This is a genomic window from Nitrososphaerales archaeon (assembly GCA_032906765.1).
GTDB lineage: Archaea > Thermoproteota > Nitrososphaeria > Nitrososphaerales > Gagatemarchaeaceae > DASPPF01.
In genome coordinates this window covers 40,145-55,660 of record JAJTZB010000002.1, presented here as the reverse complement: position 1 = coordinate 55,660, position 15,516 = coordinate 40,145, and the positions used below count along the sequence as shown (strand labels likewise).

Sequence of the window (15,516 nt, the reverse complement as noted above, 5' to 3'; positions counted from 1 at the left end):
CTACTGCGGGATTTAATGGTTCTGATGAATCAAGGTTCTGTCAAGTCTTCAGGTGGTCGTTCTCCCTGTTAACTGTCGGGTGATGCAGAGGCGGGCTTGGTCGTGATAAATGCCACTGGCGAAGTAGTTGACAGGACCGATGAATTTGAGAATGGTTCCGAATTTCAAGTAGACCCCGAAGGCTTCAAGGAAGTCTTCACGTATCTTGCTGGTTCTGGCATGAAATTCTCCATGCATTTGGCGGAACAGAAGTGATAGATACCTCCCGCATACCCTATTGTGAATGTCGACGATTTCTCATCCACTACTACACCGCAGACAGGGTCTTTTGCCATCCTTGGGAGCCACGGCATCAATGGGAATCAACTTTCCTAGCGTTGTATAATCGGTTCTTTAACCACGGCCCAGTCCCCAACACCACCGAAGCGACCACGAGCGGCAGGGCAACGAAGAGTAAGACTCCAAAGGTCGTGAGGTTTCCGATGGATGGTGCGTTATACCCAACTTCAAATGAGTAGAAGGCACCCCAGTGGGATAGCCAATACCCGAGAGACTCTATTCCAGCATTGTTGCTGAGACACAGAAACCCAAGTTGGTCGGAACACCGAAAGATGGTTGCTGGAATCAACGGAATGAAGAAGACGAACAGGACTCCCAATAGGAGTGTTGCTGCCCCTAATCTGATGCTTCGCATGCTCATGGGCGAATCACAGGAGATAGGGAAGGGCAAAGGATGCCTCCCGCTCTGAACCTGTTACTTGCCCCTGGTTGAGTGAGCGGATAGTAAACTCCGTTCAGATAGAGAGCACCGTTTCCCATGAAGCAATAGGTCAGCGAGGCTAGCCCGCTAGAGATGGTCGCTATTATACTGCAGGTCGTAGCTTGACCACAATAGGAAGGCTGCATCCAAGCGTTAGGCGGCGATACTGAAACAGGGTCAAGAGGCACGGTGATTGCAACTATGACTACGATGGCCAAGGCCACAGGAAGTGCAAGCCAGCGGGTCTTCAATTAGTTTCTCCCATGGCCCATCACCACTACCGCGACGCCTAGCAATATCAAGCCGATGCCTATGAAGTTGGATAAGTAATTTACTTCTGCGAACGAGGAAAGGTTAACAAATTGAGAAGAGAAGATTGGCCCAGTCAGACGTATGCAATCGTCTGCAACGAAGGTAGGTATGTTGGACTTCCATATCGGACACAGATAGTAAGCTGTTATTGGATGGAGAGAGAGCACTGGGGCGTAGGGAGTTATGAAATAGACCGTCCCAAAGAGTGCCATGAAGGCTCCTACCAAGACGAATACCACTCCCAAGACGAGCAAAGGTCTGCCATTTCACTTCGCTTAGACTGGTATCACGGGAGGAACGGGAGCGCTTGTGGTCTTGGATATGGGAATGCCAGTTATCGTGGTCACGAAGACTTCGGCGACATAGTTGCAGCAACCACCTGGCAAGTCCAGCAAGATAGCACTCACACTGAAGTTCTGACCATCGCCCGGTGGGGTCACAGAGCCTAAGTAGACGGCGACAGTCTGGCCTGCAGAGTTCTGCACGGACACCCACAAAAAGAGACCCGTGGAAAGACCTTGGGTAGTGTTGACGAGATAACTCTGAGACAAGATTAACTGCCCACTAACGACCGAGCCATTGACATAAGACACAGTAGGATTGCCTATTGGAACAACAGCGTCAACCAACAGAAGGTTTACACTTGCAAGAACTGTCATGGGAGCTAAGGTGCTCCAAAGAACGAACAGCGACGACACGATGAGCAAAGACCTCATTCCATCACCCGATGCTTAACACCCGTATTTATCCCCCCAACAAGTTAACAGAGCCTGAATCAAGATGATGAGAGCCAAGCAAACACAGCTTTGAAGAAGCGGATGGGCAGAAGCTTATTACCACTGACCAGTGGTGAAACGGTGTGAGGCTGGCGCTCGGGTTCAACCCAGTACTGACCGCATCGGAGGCGTCGAGCCTTGCTTCCAAGGCAGACCTGCTTGGCTACGATTCGGTCTGGGTCCACGAGAGCCTCTTCCAGAGAGACATAGTCACCTACATCTCGTCGATGGCGATGGCGACGAAGTCAATCAGGATGGGGTCGGGCGTGATAAACACATTCACCCGACATCCGGTCACGGCGGCTGCGACGTTTGCGACGCTTTCTGAACTCTCGGGAGGCCGCGTGATTCTGGGGCTCGGCCTGGGTAGTTTCCCGACAATCCCCCTGCTCGGCTACCAGATCTTCCCAGTGGAGAAGACGAGGCCCCTGAAGAGGGTAAAGGAGTATGTGGAGGTCGTGAAGGCAGTCTGGAGCGGGGGCAAGGTTGAGTTCGAAGGCGAGTTCTTCAAGGTTCGCAACCTCACCCTGGGCTTCCAGCTCAAGCAGAGGATCCCTCTGTTCATTGCCTCGTTATCGAAGAGGACGCTCGCCTATGCCGCCACGGTTGCTGACGGAGTGATACTCTCTCCAGCATTCAACACTGTCTGGGGAACTGAGAAGATGATAGAGCACGTGAAAATCGGGGAGGCGTCCAAGGGGTTGTCGGTAGAGAGGGCCTCATACATGATGACCTCAGTCGACCCAGACCAGGAGAAGTCGAGGCAGGTGCTGAGGGACTACTACTTCTTCGCCTACCAGCTTGCCGAGGTGGTCAAGCCAGAGGTGCTCGCTCCTTATGGAGTCAGCGAGGAAAAGCTGCGGCCTATGAAGGAGGCGTGGAAGAAGGGAGACGTCGCCGAAGCGAAGCGTCTAATCCCAGCCGAGGCAATAGAGGCTCTCGCGATATCGGGAGACGCGGACCACGCGGCCGAGCGCGTGCACGAGTACGTCAAGGCCGGAGTCACGCTGCCGATACTGATGCCGATAGGGAACATCGAGTACGCAATGAAAGAGCTGGCCCCAAGCCGGAATTGAGACAAGACGGCCGAGAAAAGGGCTTCGAATCCAGTATGCGGATGCGTTGGGCCGTTCGTCGGCCCCTTCTTGGGCTGACCTGCGGCGAAGGGAATTTAACTCATAGGCCGGACTGGCGGCTCGATGCAGAGCGCGCGGCGGTTCGCCACGGCCTCGGTCTTCGTGTTTGCGTCGATGGCGGCGATGTTCATTCTGCCCTCGAGCTACTTCCTGCCAGCTGCTTTCGTGTCCACGACTTGCATGATCCTCGGCGCGTTTGCGTCTGGAGGTTTCTCGAGCCTTTTCGCGCCCAGGGTCAAGACAATCGCCTTGGGACTAGGGACAGCCGCTCTCCTCTACGCCATCTTTTTCGCCGGCAACCTGGGAATCCAGCAGCTGCACCCATTGGGCATCGGATCGTCAAGCGAAGGTTCAATCTACGCACTAATTGCATCCCCGGGGAACCCGCTCCCCCTGCAAGTCGGAGTCCTTCTCTTCGACACTCTCGGCTACGAGTCATTCTTCAGGGGTACGCTACAGAGAAGACTCCAGACAAGGGTGGGCGTACTCTCGCCGTTCGCTGTTGCAGCCATCGACTCAGGGGTCCACCTCCTCACCCTGAACCCACTATGGGTCGTTACAACGTTCATCGCGGACTCCGTCTGGGGGCTCACATACTCATACGCGAGGGACCTCTCTTCGAGCATGACAAGCCATTTCGTTTGGGACATCGCAATCTTCATCCTGTTTCCAATACGCTGACCCGCGTAAACAGATAATTATCATGAGTCGGGTGGGGCGGGTGCCGTGACCGACAGAGTCGGGATCATCGGGGTTGGCTATGAGGGCTTCAGGCCGGCCATAACAGACATCTCAACCCGAGAGATGATGTACCTTGCCGCGTCTAAAGCATACGCCGATGCCGGCGTCGACCCCAGGAAGGAAGTGGGTTCGTTCATCTGCTGCACGGAGGACCTCTGGGAGGGTTGGAGCATCGCGGACGAGATGGTTCCGGACCAGGTCGGTGGCGCAAGGCGTCCCGTCTGCACAGTGCCCTCGGACGGCATAGTGGGCATGGGGCACGCAATCATGCACATCAGGTCCGGCGTGGCGGACGTGGTCGCGGTAGAGGCTCACAGCAAGGTCGCAGACGTTCTGGACAAAGTCGCCGTGGAGAACATGGCGCTCGACCCCGCTTTCCTCAGGGTGGTGGGAGCCAACAACGACGTACTCGCTGGGCTCGAGATGAGCGCATTCATGCACGCGACGCGTTTCGGAAGGAGGGATGTCAGCAGGGTTGTCGCAGCTGAGAAAGAGGCGGCGCTTCACAACGAAAGGGCGAGCTACGGGACGAAGCTGTCCCTGTCAGAGATAGCGGGAGCAGATCCCATATCTGCGCCCCTGGGGCGGTACGACAAGTCGCAGTATGCTGAGGCGGGCATCGTGATTGTCCTCGCGTCAGAGAAGTGGATTAAGAAGAACAGGAAGGACGCAGTTTTCATCGATGGATTGGCTTGGCGCTCCTCAACCCCCTGGTACGAAGGGGGCGGTGTCGAGAGGGCGAGGTACGCAGAAGACGCGTTCGCCTCAGCAATGCGGCAAGCCAAGCTGAAGAACCTCGCGGCGTTCGACGTCCTAGAGGTCGACGACACGTACTCCTACAAGCTCCTGCAGCACCTGCTGTCGATCGGCGCCAGCAGGGAGAAGGCAATCGCCATGCTCGGAGGGCGCAGGCCCGCGCTGAACAGGAGCGGAGGCTCCCTCGGCGTGGGGCACTTCATCGAGGCTACGGGCCTGCATCGGGTACTCGAGTGCGTCCTTCAACTTAGGGGTCAGGCAGGCGGGACACAGGTGAAGAAGGCTGAGAAGGCCCTCGCCCTGTCCTGGAGAGGGAATCCGACCGCAACAGGTGCGGTGGCGGTGTTGTCGAGGTGACGGGGCGATGAGGAAGGTAGCAGTAATCGGCGCGGGGATGACGAAGTTCAGGCGAAGGATGCTGGAGACGGGCAGGGAGCTCTCCTTCGAGTCGAACCGTATGGCTCTCGACTCGGCTGGGATGGAGGTCAATGACATCGAATCGGTCGTCATGGGCACGGGGCCGGATGCGTTCGACGGCCTGCACATGAAGGGTGAGTACCTCATGGATGGGGCGGGAGGGACGAACAAGGCGTACAGCAGGGTCTACGTAGGCGGGGGGTCGGGGGTTTTTGCTCCGGTCGCAGGATGGTGGCACGTCGCCTCCGGCCTCTTCGACACGTGCATGGTCGTCGGGGAGGAGAAGATGTCGCCTCTGCAACCTCACCCTCAGTTCGCGTTTTGGAGCATCTTCGACCACACGCTGGAGCGACCCCTCGGCGTGAACCTGCTTTGGATATTCTCGCTGGAGATGAGGCGTTATATGGCCGCCCACAACGTCACGGAGGAGGACATCGCGCTGGTGTCTGTGAAGAACAAGGGGAACGCGATGGACCACCCGTGCGCCCAGCTGCCCGCAAGAATAACCGTCGACGACGTCATGAAGAGCGAGCCCATCTGCCTTCCTGTGAAGAGGTTGGACGTCTCGCCCACGTCCGACGGCGCCGCCTCCTTGATCCTCGCCTCCGAGGATGTGGCAAGGAAGTACACAGACGACCCCGTCTGGATCGACGGAGTCGGGTGGAACGTGGACACACAGTACTGGACGAACAGGGACCTGTACTATCCGCGATATGTCGAGCAGGCGGCGAGGATGGCATACAAGATGGCAAGGATAGAAAACCCGAGGAAGCAGATTGACTTCGCCGAGGTGTATGACCCCTTCGACTACAAGGAACTTCACCACCTTGAGGGCGTTCTGCTGGCGGGCAAGGGGGAGGCGCCGAAGTTAACCAGGGAAGGTGTCACGCAGAGAGACGGCGACCTGCCTGTCAACCCGTCCGGAGGGCTGCTCGGCGTCGGGAACCCGATAGCTGCCGCAGGCACGATGAAAGCGTGCGAGCTCTTCTGGCAGCTGAGGGGAGAGGCAGGGAAGAGGCAGGTGAAGAAGGAGGTCAACCGGGGGCTTGCGCAGGCGTGGGGCGATTTACTCCAAATTGGGACTGTAATTACCATGAGAAGATGAAAGTGGCCTCTTAACCCAATCGCCGTGCTGCTTTTCGTAAAGCTTCGTCCATTGTTGAGCCGCGCTCCTCGCTCCGAGCTCATCGATTAACGAAACAGCGTCAACCAATTTCTGCTATTTTGTGGAATCGGCAAAGCTTACTTCATTCGCGAACTTGCGGGCATCTTCCAACCTCGACAGGCTAAGCAGCCACCCTGAACTGCGAGCGACTCCGAGGTTGGTTCGTTTTCCTACCAAGAAGTTGAGCCTAATCTGACCAGGATGGTATCCCAGCTTCGAAAGCAATTCCCGTGAGAATTCGAGAAGTTTGCGGTCGCTGTTCGCGACAGCCAGTCCTGCGCTCAGATGGGGTCCGTTTCTCCTTTCAATACTCACTGACGGATTCCCCTCGGCAGTGAAGAGCCCTCGCAAGAAACCTATGGGGAAGGGTTCGATGAAAGCCCGCAATTCTTCCATCGGCCGATTGACAAACTCGAATAGCATGAAGCTTGTGACCTTGACGTTGTACCATGGGCCTCGTTCGTCCGCGGTTGTCCAGACACGGTACGGAACACTCTTCGAGAGAATCACACTTGCGGAGCGAGCGAACTCTGCGGCGAAGCCCTCCGACCTGACCTTCAGGCGCATCCTCTTCCCACCGTCGTTCTCGTCCCCCCAACCATCCCCAATCCAAGCGCCGAGGAAGAAGCTCAACTCCTCCGAAGGTTCGGCGTCGAAAATCCGTTTGCCTGTATATGGAGACGTCTCTGCCCGCGCCCAACGTCGAATCGTTTCCCTCGACGGCATGGTTAAGCCGTCCTCCTTCAGCCCTTCAAGAAATCGGGTCGCGCCCTCGAACTCGTTCTTTGCAACCTGCTCGCGCACGAGCATGTAGACCTTCATCCGTAAGGGGGCCGGTGCGAATCTCCTACTCATGGAAGCTGACGACTTCGGCCCTTATAACCCCCTAGCTGAACGCAGCACCCCTAGGAGAAACCGGTGCTCTGCGCCACGACGGCCACACGCGAGTACGGTCGCCTCTACTTGTTCATGCAACACATTTCAGTTCGGGAGCAGGGGTGCGCCGCGTGAGCGAAGGAAAGCTCCTCTGGGAGCCCGACCAGAAGCGGGTCGAGCAGGCCAACATCACGGCATACGCAGATTGGCTGACCGAGAGGGGCAGGAAGTTCGGGAGCTACGCCGACCTCTGGCGCTGGTCCGTCGACGACATAGAAGGATTCTGGGGCTCCATTTGGGACTACTTCGGAGTTAGGTCACCGAGTGGTCGTAAGAAAACACTCTCCTTAAGGGAGATGCCCGGGGCCCAGTGGTTCCCTGGCGCGAAGGTCAACTACACAAGCCACGTCTTCAGGGAGAGTCGGACCGGCCCCGCCCTGATAGCGAGGACTGAGGCAGGGGAGATGAAGTCGTTCAGCTGGAGCGAGTTTGAGAGGATGGTCGGCGCTCTGGCAACGACGCTGAAAGAGCTAGGCGTGAAGAAGGGCGACAGGGTGGCAGCCTACCTGCCCAACGGGGTGGAGGCGGCTGTCGGATTCCTCGCCAGCGCAAGCATTGGATCAATCTGGTCGAGCTGCTCACCCGAATTCGGGGCGCCCAGCGTCGTGGACAGGTTCGGTCAGATAGGGCCAAAGGCGTTGATAGCAGTCGACGGCTATAATTACGGCGGAAAGTACCAAGACAGGTCAGAGACGCTCACGTCGATACTTTCGTCTCTGCGGACCGTGAAGAAGGTCATCGTCGCCCGCAAGGGACAGGGGGAGAGGCTGAGGGGCGAGCTGGACTGGGAGGACACGACCTCCGGGCGCGAGAAGCTCCGTCCAGAGCCCGTCGGGTCGTCTCATCCGCTTTGGATCCTCTACTCCTCCGGAACCACAGGCCTGCCCAAGCCGATTGTGCACGGCCATGCTGGAATCCTGCTCGAGCACCTGAAGCAGCTCTCCTTACACAACGACGTGAAGCCCAGAGACCGCTTCTTCTGGTACACAACGACAGGTTGGATGATGTGGAACTACGTCATGGGAAGCCTCCTCCACGGCGCTACCGCCGTCCTGTATGATGGGAGCGCGAGCCATCCTGACATGAACGCTCTCTGGGATCTAGTCGAGGACGCGGACGTGAACTTCATGGGTGTAAGCGCGGCGTACATCTCGGCGTGCATGAAGGCGTCCCTGGAGCCGGGCAAGACGCATGACCTGAAGAGGTTGACGGGGATGGGGTCGACTGGCTCTACCCTAACACCCGAGGCGTTCGAATGGGTCTACGGCAACGTGAAAGGCGACGTGTGGTTGGCCTCCATCAGTGGCGGGACCGACGTCTGCACACCTTTCGTCGCCGGATGTCCCGTCCTCCCCGTCCATTCAGGAGAGATCCAGTGCAGGTGCCTGGGGGCCAAGGTCGAGTCCTTCGATGAAAGCGGGAGGTCGGTGATTGGAGAGGTCGGCGAACTGGTGGTCACACAGCCGATGCCGAGCATGCCCCTCTACCTCTGGGGCGACAAGGATGGGAGGAGGTACAGGGAGAGCTACTTCGAAAAGTACCCGGGGATTTGGAGGCACGGAGACTGGATCAAGGTCACGGAGCGGGGGACGTGCGTAATCTACGGCAGGTCGGACGCCACCATCAAGAGGTTGGGTGTGAGAATCGGGACGAGCGAGATCTACAGGGTAGTTGAGTCTCTGCCCGAGGTGGCGGAGAGCCTAGCCGTCGACATTCCTGCAGCAGGGGGCGAGACGACGATGCTGCTCTTCGTGGCGACAGCTGGCGGGAGGAAGCTCGACGATTCGCTTGTGAGTGCGATAAGGGAGAAGATCAGCAGGGACCTCTCACGCAGGCACGTCCCAGACAGGGTGCTCCAGGCGCCGTCTGTGCCAAAGACGCTCAACGGGAAGAAACTGGAGGTCCCTGTCAAGAGGATATTGGAAGGGGAGGATGCAGCAAAGGCACTGAACCTAGACTCCCTGGCCAACCCGGAATCCATCTCCTTCTACGTAGAGCTCGGCGCTAGGATCAGGAAGGGCGAGAAACTTTGAAATGCGCCGCCGATGAAGGAGTGAAGCGAGCTTGAGTTCCAAGATCTCTGATTACCCAGGCACAGAGGTGGAACCAGCTGAGCTCGCGGCTCGCAAGTACCTCACGACCAGTTACGAGGCAGTCCTGAAGTATTCATGGACGTCGGGGGTGGCCATCAGTAGGTTTCTGCGGGGTCTGAAGGAGGGCGAGCTCTGGGGCAGGAAGTGCAACAAATGCGGAAGGACCATGATCCCGCCGAGGATGTACTGCGAGGAGTGTTTCAGGCCGACGGACGAATGGGTGAAGCTAGAAGACACGGGGACCGTGAACACATTCTCGATAAGCTACGTCAACGTCGATGCGAGCCGGAGGGAAGAGCCCATCTTCGTCTCTGTGGTCGACATCGACGGCGCCTCGCCGAATATGGGCATACTCCACCTGCTCGGTGGAGTGAAGCAGGAAGACATCAGGGTGGGGATGAGGGTGAGGGCCGTTTGGAAAACTGAAGCAGAGAGGACTGGGGCAATCACTGACATACTCTACTTCGAGCCCCTGAAGTGAAAGACGACTGGGGCCTGCTGAAGCACCATGATTAAATACAAGGTCGAGAGGCTGTTTCATTACAAGCAAGTCTGTGTTTGACGATTCGGACCGAGTTCGGTTTCTGACTCTCTGACAAGGATATTGCTCTGGAAGCAAAACAAGATTGAGTAGATTCGAGGAAATGGAACTGGACTCCTCCATACTGAGGGGGGTCGTGAAGATGGGTTTCGACAAGCCCTTCCCGATACAAGAGAGGGCGATAGGACCTCTCCTGAAGGGTCGAGATGTAATAGGACAGGCCAAGACTGGCTCGGGCAAGACGGCCGCGTTCTCCCTCCCGATGTTGCAGTCGATCGACGCGAATGCCCGGCACGTACAGGCGCTCGTGCTTGCACCTACGCGCGAACTCGCAGTCCAGATAACCGAGGAGATGAAGAAGCTCGGGGCGTATACAGGCATCAAGATGGTGACGATATACGGAGGCCAGTCGATCAACGTCCAGCGCGAGGCGCTACGGCACGGAGTCCACGTTGTCGTTGGGACGCCTGGCAGGGTTATCGACCACATCAGGCGCGGATGGCTCGACCTTCGCTCCGCCAAGTTCGTCGTCCTCGATGAAGCGGACACAATGCTGGACATGGGGTTCATCGAAGACGTAGAGTTCATCCTCGGCTGCACTCCGGAAAAGAAGCAGATGTGTCTCTTCTCGGCGACGATGCCGTACAGGATCACAGAACTCGCCAAGAAGTACATGAACGAACCCGAGAAGATACTGATCGACTCGGACGAGCCTTCGGTCGAAACACTGGACCAGTACTTCGCCGTGGTGGGGCAGCAGGAGAAATTTGGGTTCCTGGCCGACCTGCTGCAGAAGGAGCACCCTGCGAGCGCAATCATCTTCTGTAGGACAAAGTACGGCGCGCACAGACTGGCGATAGAGCTCCAGAAGAAGGGTTTCGACACGGTCCCGCTCCACGGCAACCTCAGCCAGCACCAGAGGGACCATCACATGAACATCTTCAGGAACGGCCACGCGGACATTCTGGTAGCCACGGACGTGGCGAGCAGAGGCATCGACATCCCCCAGGTCGCCTGCGTTGTGAACTTCGAGATACCGATGGACCCGCTCCTGTACTTCCACAGGGTCGGCAGGACCGCGAGGGCCGGAAGGGCCGGGAAGGCGTTCTCGCTCGTGTCCCAGGAGGAGATGGGAGACTTCGCCAGGATCTTGCAGATGACGAAGGCCCCGATAACACCGATGCGGCCTGAGGACAAGCTGCACTCGTTCCAAGCCCTTGGTGCCAGAGACGGCGACTGGAGACGAAGGCGGTTCAAATCTGGTGGGTCGAGGCGACCGAACCGCCACAAATGGAGAAGGTACAGATGAGCGAGGCCACTGCCCAAGCTCAGAAAGAGGTCTGCCCCACCCACCAGGTACGACTCATAGTCGACGAGAGGTCGGGCAGGAAATACTGTCCTGTCTGTGAGCAGCTAGACAATCAGAGCCGGCTTCGAAGAGGCAGACGGAGATAGTCGTAGGCGCAGGAGACCTGCGCACCCGCAAGGCTTTAACCACCAGATCGGAATCGTCGGTGGTCAGAGGAGCTCGCGCATGGATGAAAGAATAACCGGCGTCGACCAGATGAGGTCCTGGACAGACAAGATACCGCTCCGATACGAATACACCGCTGGCGTGGCAGGCGAGAAGTTCCTCCGGGGGTTACAGCATGGGAAGATACTGGCTGCGACCTGCGAGAAGTGCGGCAAGAGCTATCTTCCTCCCAAGATGTACTGCGTCGACTGCTTCTCTCCAATATCGAAGTTCGAGGATGTCGGGTCGGAGGGTAGGATTGGTGCCCTCACCGAAAGCTGGGTCGACTTCGACGGGAGACGGACGAAGGAGCCGAGCATGTTCGCGTTTGTGACTTTCAAAGGAGTCATCGGGGGACTGGTCCACAGAGTCAATGGCAAAGGCCTGAAGGTGGGGTCGAAGGTCCTCGCCCAGTTCGCGCCCGAGCCCAAGAGGACCGGCTCGCTGACAGACATCGAGTGGTTCGTGGCAGTCTAGAGCTTGACGTAGGTCAGCCACTTCTCGTGGCTCCTGTCCGTGCCGTGCGTCGCGTCGTTGTACATCTTCTGGAGCTTGGGCAAGATTGGCTGCTTGCCGTTGCCTATGACTCGGCCGTCAACCTCCCTTATCATCGCCAGGCCTGCCGCAGTGCCGGTGAAGAACAGCTCGTCGGACGTGTACAACTCTTCCCTCGTGAAGTCGTTCCTGTAGAAGGTGACGCCCAACTCCTTTGCGAACTGAATCACGGTGTCCCTGGTTATCCCTCTGAGGATTCCTGAACTGGCTGGCGGGGTGCTCAGTATCCCGTCCTTCACCCTGAAGATGTTCTCCCCGGGCCCTTCGGCGACCATCCCTATGCCGTTCAAGATTATGGCCTCGTCGAATCCGGCTGAGACTGCTTCCATCTTGGCGAGGGCTGAGTTTGCGTAGTTCGCAGCACACTTCGCCTGGGGCGGAAGGGAACGCGAATCTATCCTCACCCAGCTGGAAACCGTCGCCCGCACGCCCTTCTCAGCCGCGTCCTCTCCGAGGTAGAGTCCCCACTCCCACGAGGCTATCGCAACTGAAATCTTGCTCTTCAGCGGGCTGAGACCCATCTCCCCGTAGGAGCTGTAGGCAATCGGGCGGAGGTAGACCTCTTTCACTCCGTTCTGCCTGACGAGCTCAACGCAGGCGTCGAAAAGTTCCTTCTTCGTGAAACCAACCTGCATCCTGTAGATCTTGGCGCTGTTCATGAAACGATCGAGGTGCTCGTCCAATCTGAACAGGGCTGGCCCCTTGGAAGTCGAGAAGCATCTTATCCCCTCGAAGACTGCGTAGCCGTAGTGCAGCCCGTGGGTCAGAACGTGAATCTTCGCGTCGTCCCAGTCGACGAACCTGCCGTCCATCCAAATCTTGCTTAGGGCTTTCATGGCGCCTGATTCGAGGCCCGAATCACATCATATTTAGGCGTAGAGTTTTCCTGCGTGACGTGTCGTTTATTATCGAGGTGCCTTTAGCAGACGCTGTTGCCCCGTCCAGTTATCCTTTCGGCCTGCAGGACTGCCATAGGCAAGTTCGGGAAGAGCCTGGTGGGTGTAAGCGCACCCAGACTCGGCGAGGTCGTGATCAAGGAGGCACTGAAGAGGGCACGCGTGGCGCCAAGGCAGGTGGACGAGGTGATAATGGGGAACGTCATCTCGGCCGGATTGGGCCAGAACCCGGCCCGCCAGGCAGCGATCTTCGCGGGAGTCCCGCCAGCAGTCGGAGCTTTCACAGTGAACAAGGTGTGCGGCTCGGGCCTCAAAGCTGTCATGCTCGCGGCGCAGTCGATAAGGGCGGGGGACCAACAGATTGTGGTCGCGGGAGGGATGGAGAACATGAGCAACGCACCCTACCTGGTGAAGAACCTCAGATGGGGGCTCAAGTACGGAGACGCGAGGCTCCAAGACGCGATGATACATGACGGGCTCTGGGACGCGTACAACGACTATCACATGGGGGTCACCGGCGAGCTGATAGCCAAGAAGTACAGGATTTCGAGGAGGGAGGCGGACGAGTTCGCTTACCAGAGCCACGCGCGGGCGGCCGCTGCAGCGAAGGCCGGAAGGTTCGACGCCGAGATCGTGACGATCGAAATCGAACGGGAGGGCGGAGAAGTAGTGAGATTCGCAGCGGACGAGTGCATCAGGGCAGACACGACGATGGAGAAGCTCTCGAAGCTGAAGCCCGTCTTCAAGGAAGGCGGCATACTGACTGCGGGCAACTCCTCGCAGCTCAGCGACGGGGCGTCCGCGCTGGTCGTTGCATCAGAGGAAGCGGCCGACAGGCTCGGAGCGAAGCCGCTCGCCACGATAGAGGCGTATGGCACCGGCGGCTTCGAACCAGCGAGAGTGATGGAGGCGCCGATTCCGACGACAAAAGCGCTCCTGAAGAAGCACAGGATATCGATTGAAGACGTAGACGTTTTCGAACACAACGAGGCGTACTCGACCGCTTCCATCGCAGTGAGGAGGGCTCTGGGCGTAGACGAGGACAGGTTCAACGTGAACGGGGGCGCGGTCGCCCTTGGCCATCCAATCGGCTGCAGCGGAGCGAGGGTGCTCACAACAATGGTCTACGAGCTGAAGAGGAGGGGGAAGAAGACAGGTCTTGCGACGCTCTGCCTCGGCGGAGGCAACGCAGTGGCGATGCTCGTCAGGAGGTAGGCTCTCTCAGCTTCCTGCGAAGAACCTTCCCAATCAAGGTCTTCGGCAAATCCGGGACGAACTCGACCTTCTTCGGAACCTTGTACCGCGAGAGTTTCGGGGCACAGAAGTCGATGATGTCCTTCTCGCTCACCTTCGCTGCAGGGTCCTTGAGCACGACGAACGCCCGCACAACCTCTCCGCTGAACGAGTCGGGCATCCCCACCACGGCGGCCTCCTTGACAGCCGGATGCTCGAAGAGGACCTCCTCGACCTCCCTGGGGTAGACCTTGAGGCCGCCGACGTTCACCATGTCCTTCTTCCTGTCCACGATGAAGAAGTAGCCTTCTTCGTCCATCTTCCCGATGTCTCCGGTGAGAAGCCAACCTTTCCTGAGGACCATGACAGTCTCGTCGGGTCTGTTCCAGTAGCCTTTCATCACCTGCGGACCCCTCACAGCCACTTCGCCGACCTCACCTACCTTGAGGGCCTTGTCAGGGTCGTCGAGGTCGACGATGATAGCGTCTGTCTCGGGGAAGGGGAGGCCTATGGAGCCGTCCTTCACCACTCCGTCGTGGACTGGGTTGCAGTGCGTCACCGGGCTCGCCTCCGAGAGGCCGTATCCCTCGACGAGGTTCCCGCCGGTCAGCTCGATGAATCTCTTCCTGACCGCGACAGGCAGAGCTGCGCCGCCAGATATGCAGGCCCTGACCGACCTGAGGTTGAAGTCCTTGACCTTCGGGTTGTTGATTAGCGCTATGTACATTGCTGGCACGGCGCAGAAGCTCGTCACCCTCTTCCTCTGTATCGTCTTCATGACTTCTTCGACATGGAACTGTGGGAGGAGGACTATCTCTGCGCCGGCGCTCAACGGCGCGTTCATCGTGGCTGTCATCCCGTAAATGTGGTAGAGAGGCAACACGGCGAGTGCGACGTCCGAATCGGTGATAGGCAGCGCCATTCCAGTGTATATTGCGTTCGAGTACATGTTGTAGTGGGTGAGCATCGCCCCCTTCGCAATCCCCGTCGTCCCGCCCGTGTACTGCAGCAGCGCGACGTCCCGTTCAGGGTTGACGTCGGCGGGCTTTGCGATCGGGCCGCTCCTCCTCGATAGCGCCGCGAAATCCAGCGTGCCCGCCCTCGCGACGTTCCTGACGCCAGCGAGGCCTGCCAGCGCTCTCTTCGCAGACGGGAGGTAGTCCGTCACACTGGTGCTGATGACGTGCTCGAGATCCAGTCTCTCCCTGCAACCCTCGAGGCTCTTGTAGAGGTCGTTCCCCTTGACGACGTCCCTAGCTGCTATCACAATCTTGGCTGCAGAGTCCTTCAACTGGTACTCGAGCTCCCTCTCCTTGTAGAGAGGGCTGCATGTCACGATTATCCCGCCTGCCTTCAGGATGCCGTAGTACGCGATGACGAACTGAGGAATGTTGGGCAGGAAGATTGCCACGCGGTCGCCCCGCTGGAGGCCAAGGGAGATGAGGGCGGAAGCGAACCTCGATGCCCTGTCGTCAACCTGGGAGTAGGTTAGTCCCCTCCCCTGATAGTGGAGGCAGACCTTAGAAGGGTACTTCGACGCTGAATCGATCAGTAGAGAATAGAGCGGCTTCTTGTCAACTTCGGTGTCGGGGTTGAACTGCTTGGGCCAGGACTTCAACCAAGGGCGCTCTAGCTGCAACTCTGACTTCGGCAGTTCGCTCTGCTCGTCCCTTAAGGCTATCTGAG

At 58.2% G+C, this 15,516-nt stretch carries 13 protein-coding genes; 10 read left to right on the top strand and 3 right to left on the bottom strand.

From position 1 onward, the window contains the following. Positions 1-102: 102 nt before the first annotated feature. The 5 genes from LYZ69_02600 to LYZ69_02580 all read left to right on the top strand — a co-directional run bounded on the left by LYZ69_02600 (position 103) and on the right by LYZ69_02580 (position 6,003). Positions 103-255: a hypothetical protein gene (locus LYZ69_02600; protein MDV3277341.1), complete on the top strand. Its 153-nt coding sequence runs from the start codon at positions 103-105 to the stop codon at positions 253-255. A 1,676-nt stretch (positions 256-1,931) separates the two neighbouring features. After that, the gene (locus LYZ69_02595) at positions 1,932-2,924 is read left to right on the top strand and encodes an LLM class flavin-dependent oxidoreductase (GenBank protein MDV3277340.1); all 993 of its coding nucleotides are present in this window, start codon (positions 1,932-1,934) and stop codon (positions 2,922-2,924) included. Between the two features lie 123 nt (positions 2,925-3,047). Further along, positions 3,048-3,665 (top strand): CPBP family glutamic-type intramembrane protease, encoded by a 618-nt coding sequence (locus LYZ69_02590; GenBank protein ID MDV3277339.1) that lies wholly within the window; start codon positions 3,048-3,050, stop codon positions 3,663-3,665. Between the two features lie 45 nt (positions 3,666-3,710). Next, positions 3,711-4,838: a hypothetical protein gene (locus LYZ69_02585; protein ID MDV3277338.1), complete on the top strand. Its 1,128-nt coding sequence runs from the start codon at positions 3,711-3,713 to the stop codon at positions 4,836-4,838. 7 nt (positions 4,839-4,845) lie between these two features. Beyond that, the gene (locus LYZ69_02580) at positions 4,846-6,003 is read left to right on the top strand and encodes a thiolase domain-containing protein (protein MDV3277337.1); all 1,158 of its coding nucleotides are present in this window, start codon (positions 4,846-4,848) and stop codon (positions 6,001-6,003) included. A 114-nt stretch (positions 6,004-6,117) separates the two neighbouring features. Here LYZ69_02580 and LYZ69_02575 read toward each other — a convergent pair whose 3' ends face one another. Continuing rightward, positions 6,118-6,918 (bottom strand): hypothetical protein, encoded by an 801-nt coding sequence (locus LYZ69_02575; GenBank protein ID MDV3277336.1) that lies wholly within the window; start codon positions 6,916-6,918, stop codon positions 6,118-6,120. A gap of 152 nt (positions 6,919-7,070) precedes the next feature. Here LYZ69_02575 and LYZ69_02570 point away from each other — a divergent pair, with 152 nt between their 5' ends. The 4 genes from LYZ69_02570 to LYZ69_02555 all read left to right on the top strand — a co-directional run bounded on the left by LYZ69_02570 (position 7,071) and on the right by LYZ69_02555 (position 11,623). Next, a complete protein-coding gene (locus LYZ69_02570; GenBank protein MDV3277335.1) occupies positions 7,071-9,032 on the top strand; it encodes an acetoacetate--CoA ligase in 1,962 nt (653 codons plus the stop codon). 31 nt (positions 9,033-9,063) lie between these two features. After that, positions 9,064-9,573: a Zn-ribbon domain-containing OB-fold protein gene (locus tag LYZ69_02565; GenBank protein MDV3277334.1), complete on the top strand. Its 510-nt coding sequence runs from the start codon at positions 9,064-9,066 to the stop codon at positions 9,571-9,573. A 145-nt stretch (positions 9,574-9,718) separates the two neighbouring features. Continuing rightward, complete coding sequence (locus LYZ69_02560) at positions 9,719-10,942, top strand: DEAD/DEAH box helicase (GenBank protein ID MDV3277333.1); 1,224 nt, start codon at positions 9,719-9,721, stop codon at positions 10,940-10,942. 225 nt (positions 10,943-11,167) lie between these two features. Further along, the gene (locus LYZ69_02555) at positions 11,168-11,623 is read left to right on the top strand and encodes a Zn-ribbon domain-containing OB-fold protein (protein ID MDV3277332.1); all 456 of its coding nucleotides are present in this window, start codon (positions 11,168-11,170) and stop codon (positions 11,621-11,623) included. Here the strand turns inward: LYZ69_02555 and LYZ69_02550 are convergent. Next, positions 11,620-12,537, bottom strand: a complete 918-nt coding sequence (locus tag LYZ69_02550) for a branched-chain amino acid transaminase (GenBank protein ID MDV3277331.1) — start codon at positions 12,535-12,537, stop codon at positions 11,620-11,622. The two genes, LYZ69_02555 and LYZ69_02550, sit on opposite strands and share 4 nt — an antisense overlap. 96 nt (positions 12,538-12,633) lie before the next feature. On the opposite strand from LYZ69_02550, the gene LYZ69_02545 reads away from it, so the two are divergent. Continuing rightward, complete coding sequence (locus LYZ69_02545; protein MDV3277330.1) at positions 12,634-13,812, top strand: acetyl-CoA C-acetyltransferase; 1,179 nt, start codon at positions 12,634-12,636, stop codon at positions 13,810-13,812. Here the strand turns inward: LYZ69_02545 and LYZ69_02540 are convergent. Beyond that, positions 13,802-15,469 (bottom strand): long-chain fatty acid--CoA ligase, encoded by a 1,668-nt coding sequence (locus LYZ69_02540; protein MDV3277329.1) that lies wholly within the window; start codon positions 15,467-15,469, stop codon positions 13,802-13,804. The genes LYZ69_02545 and LYZ69_02540 overlap by 11 nt on opposite strands. Positions 15,470-15,516: the final 47 nt, after the last annotated feature.

Excerpts from the sequence above, each read along its gene's own strand:
- LYZ69_02550 (MDV3277331.1), bottom strand. The coding sequence starts at position 12,537 with ATGAAAGCCCTAAGCAAGATTTGGATGGACGGCAGGTTCGTCGACTGG.
- LYZ69_02580 (MDV3277337.1), top strand. The coding sequence starts at position 4,846 with ATGAGGAAGGTAGCAGTAATCGGCGCGGGGATGACGAAGTTCAGGCGA.
- LYZ69_02555 (MDV3277332.1), top strand. The coding sequence starts at position 11,168 with ATGGATGAAAGAATAACCGGCGTCGACCAGATGAGGTCCTGGACAGAC.
- LYZ69_02590 (MDV3277339.1), top strand. The coding sequence starts at position 3,048 with ATGCAGAGCGCGCGGCGGTTCGCCACGGCCTCGGTCTTCGTGTTTGCG.
- LYZ69_02575 (MDV3277336.1), bottom strand. The coding sequence starts at position 6,918 with ATGAGTAGGAGATTCGCACCGGCCCCCTTACGGATGAAGGTCTACATG.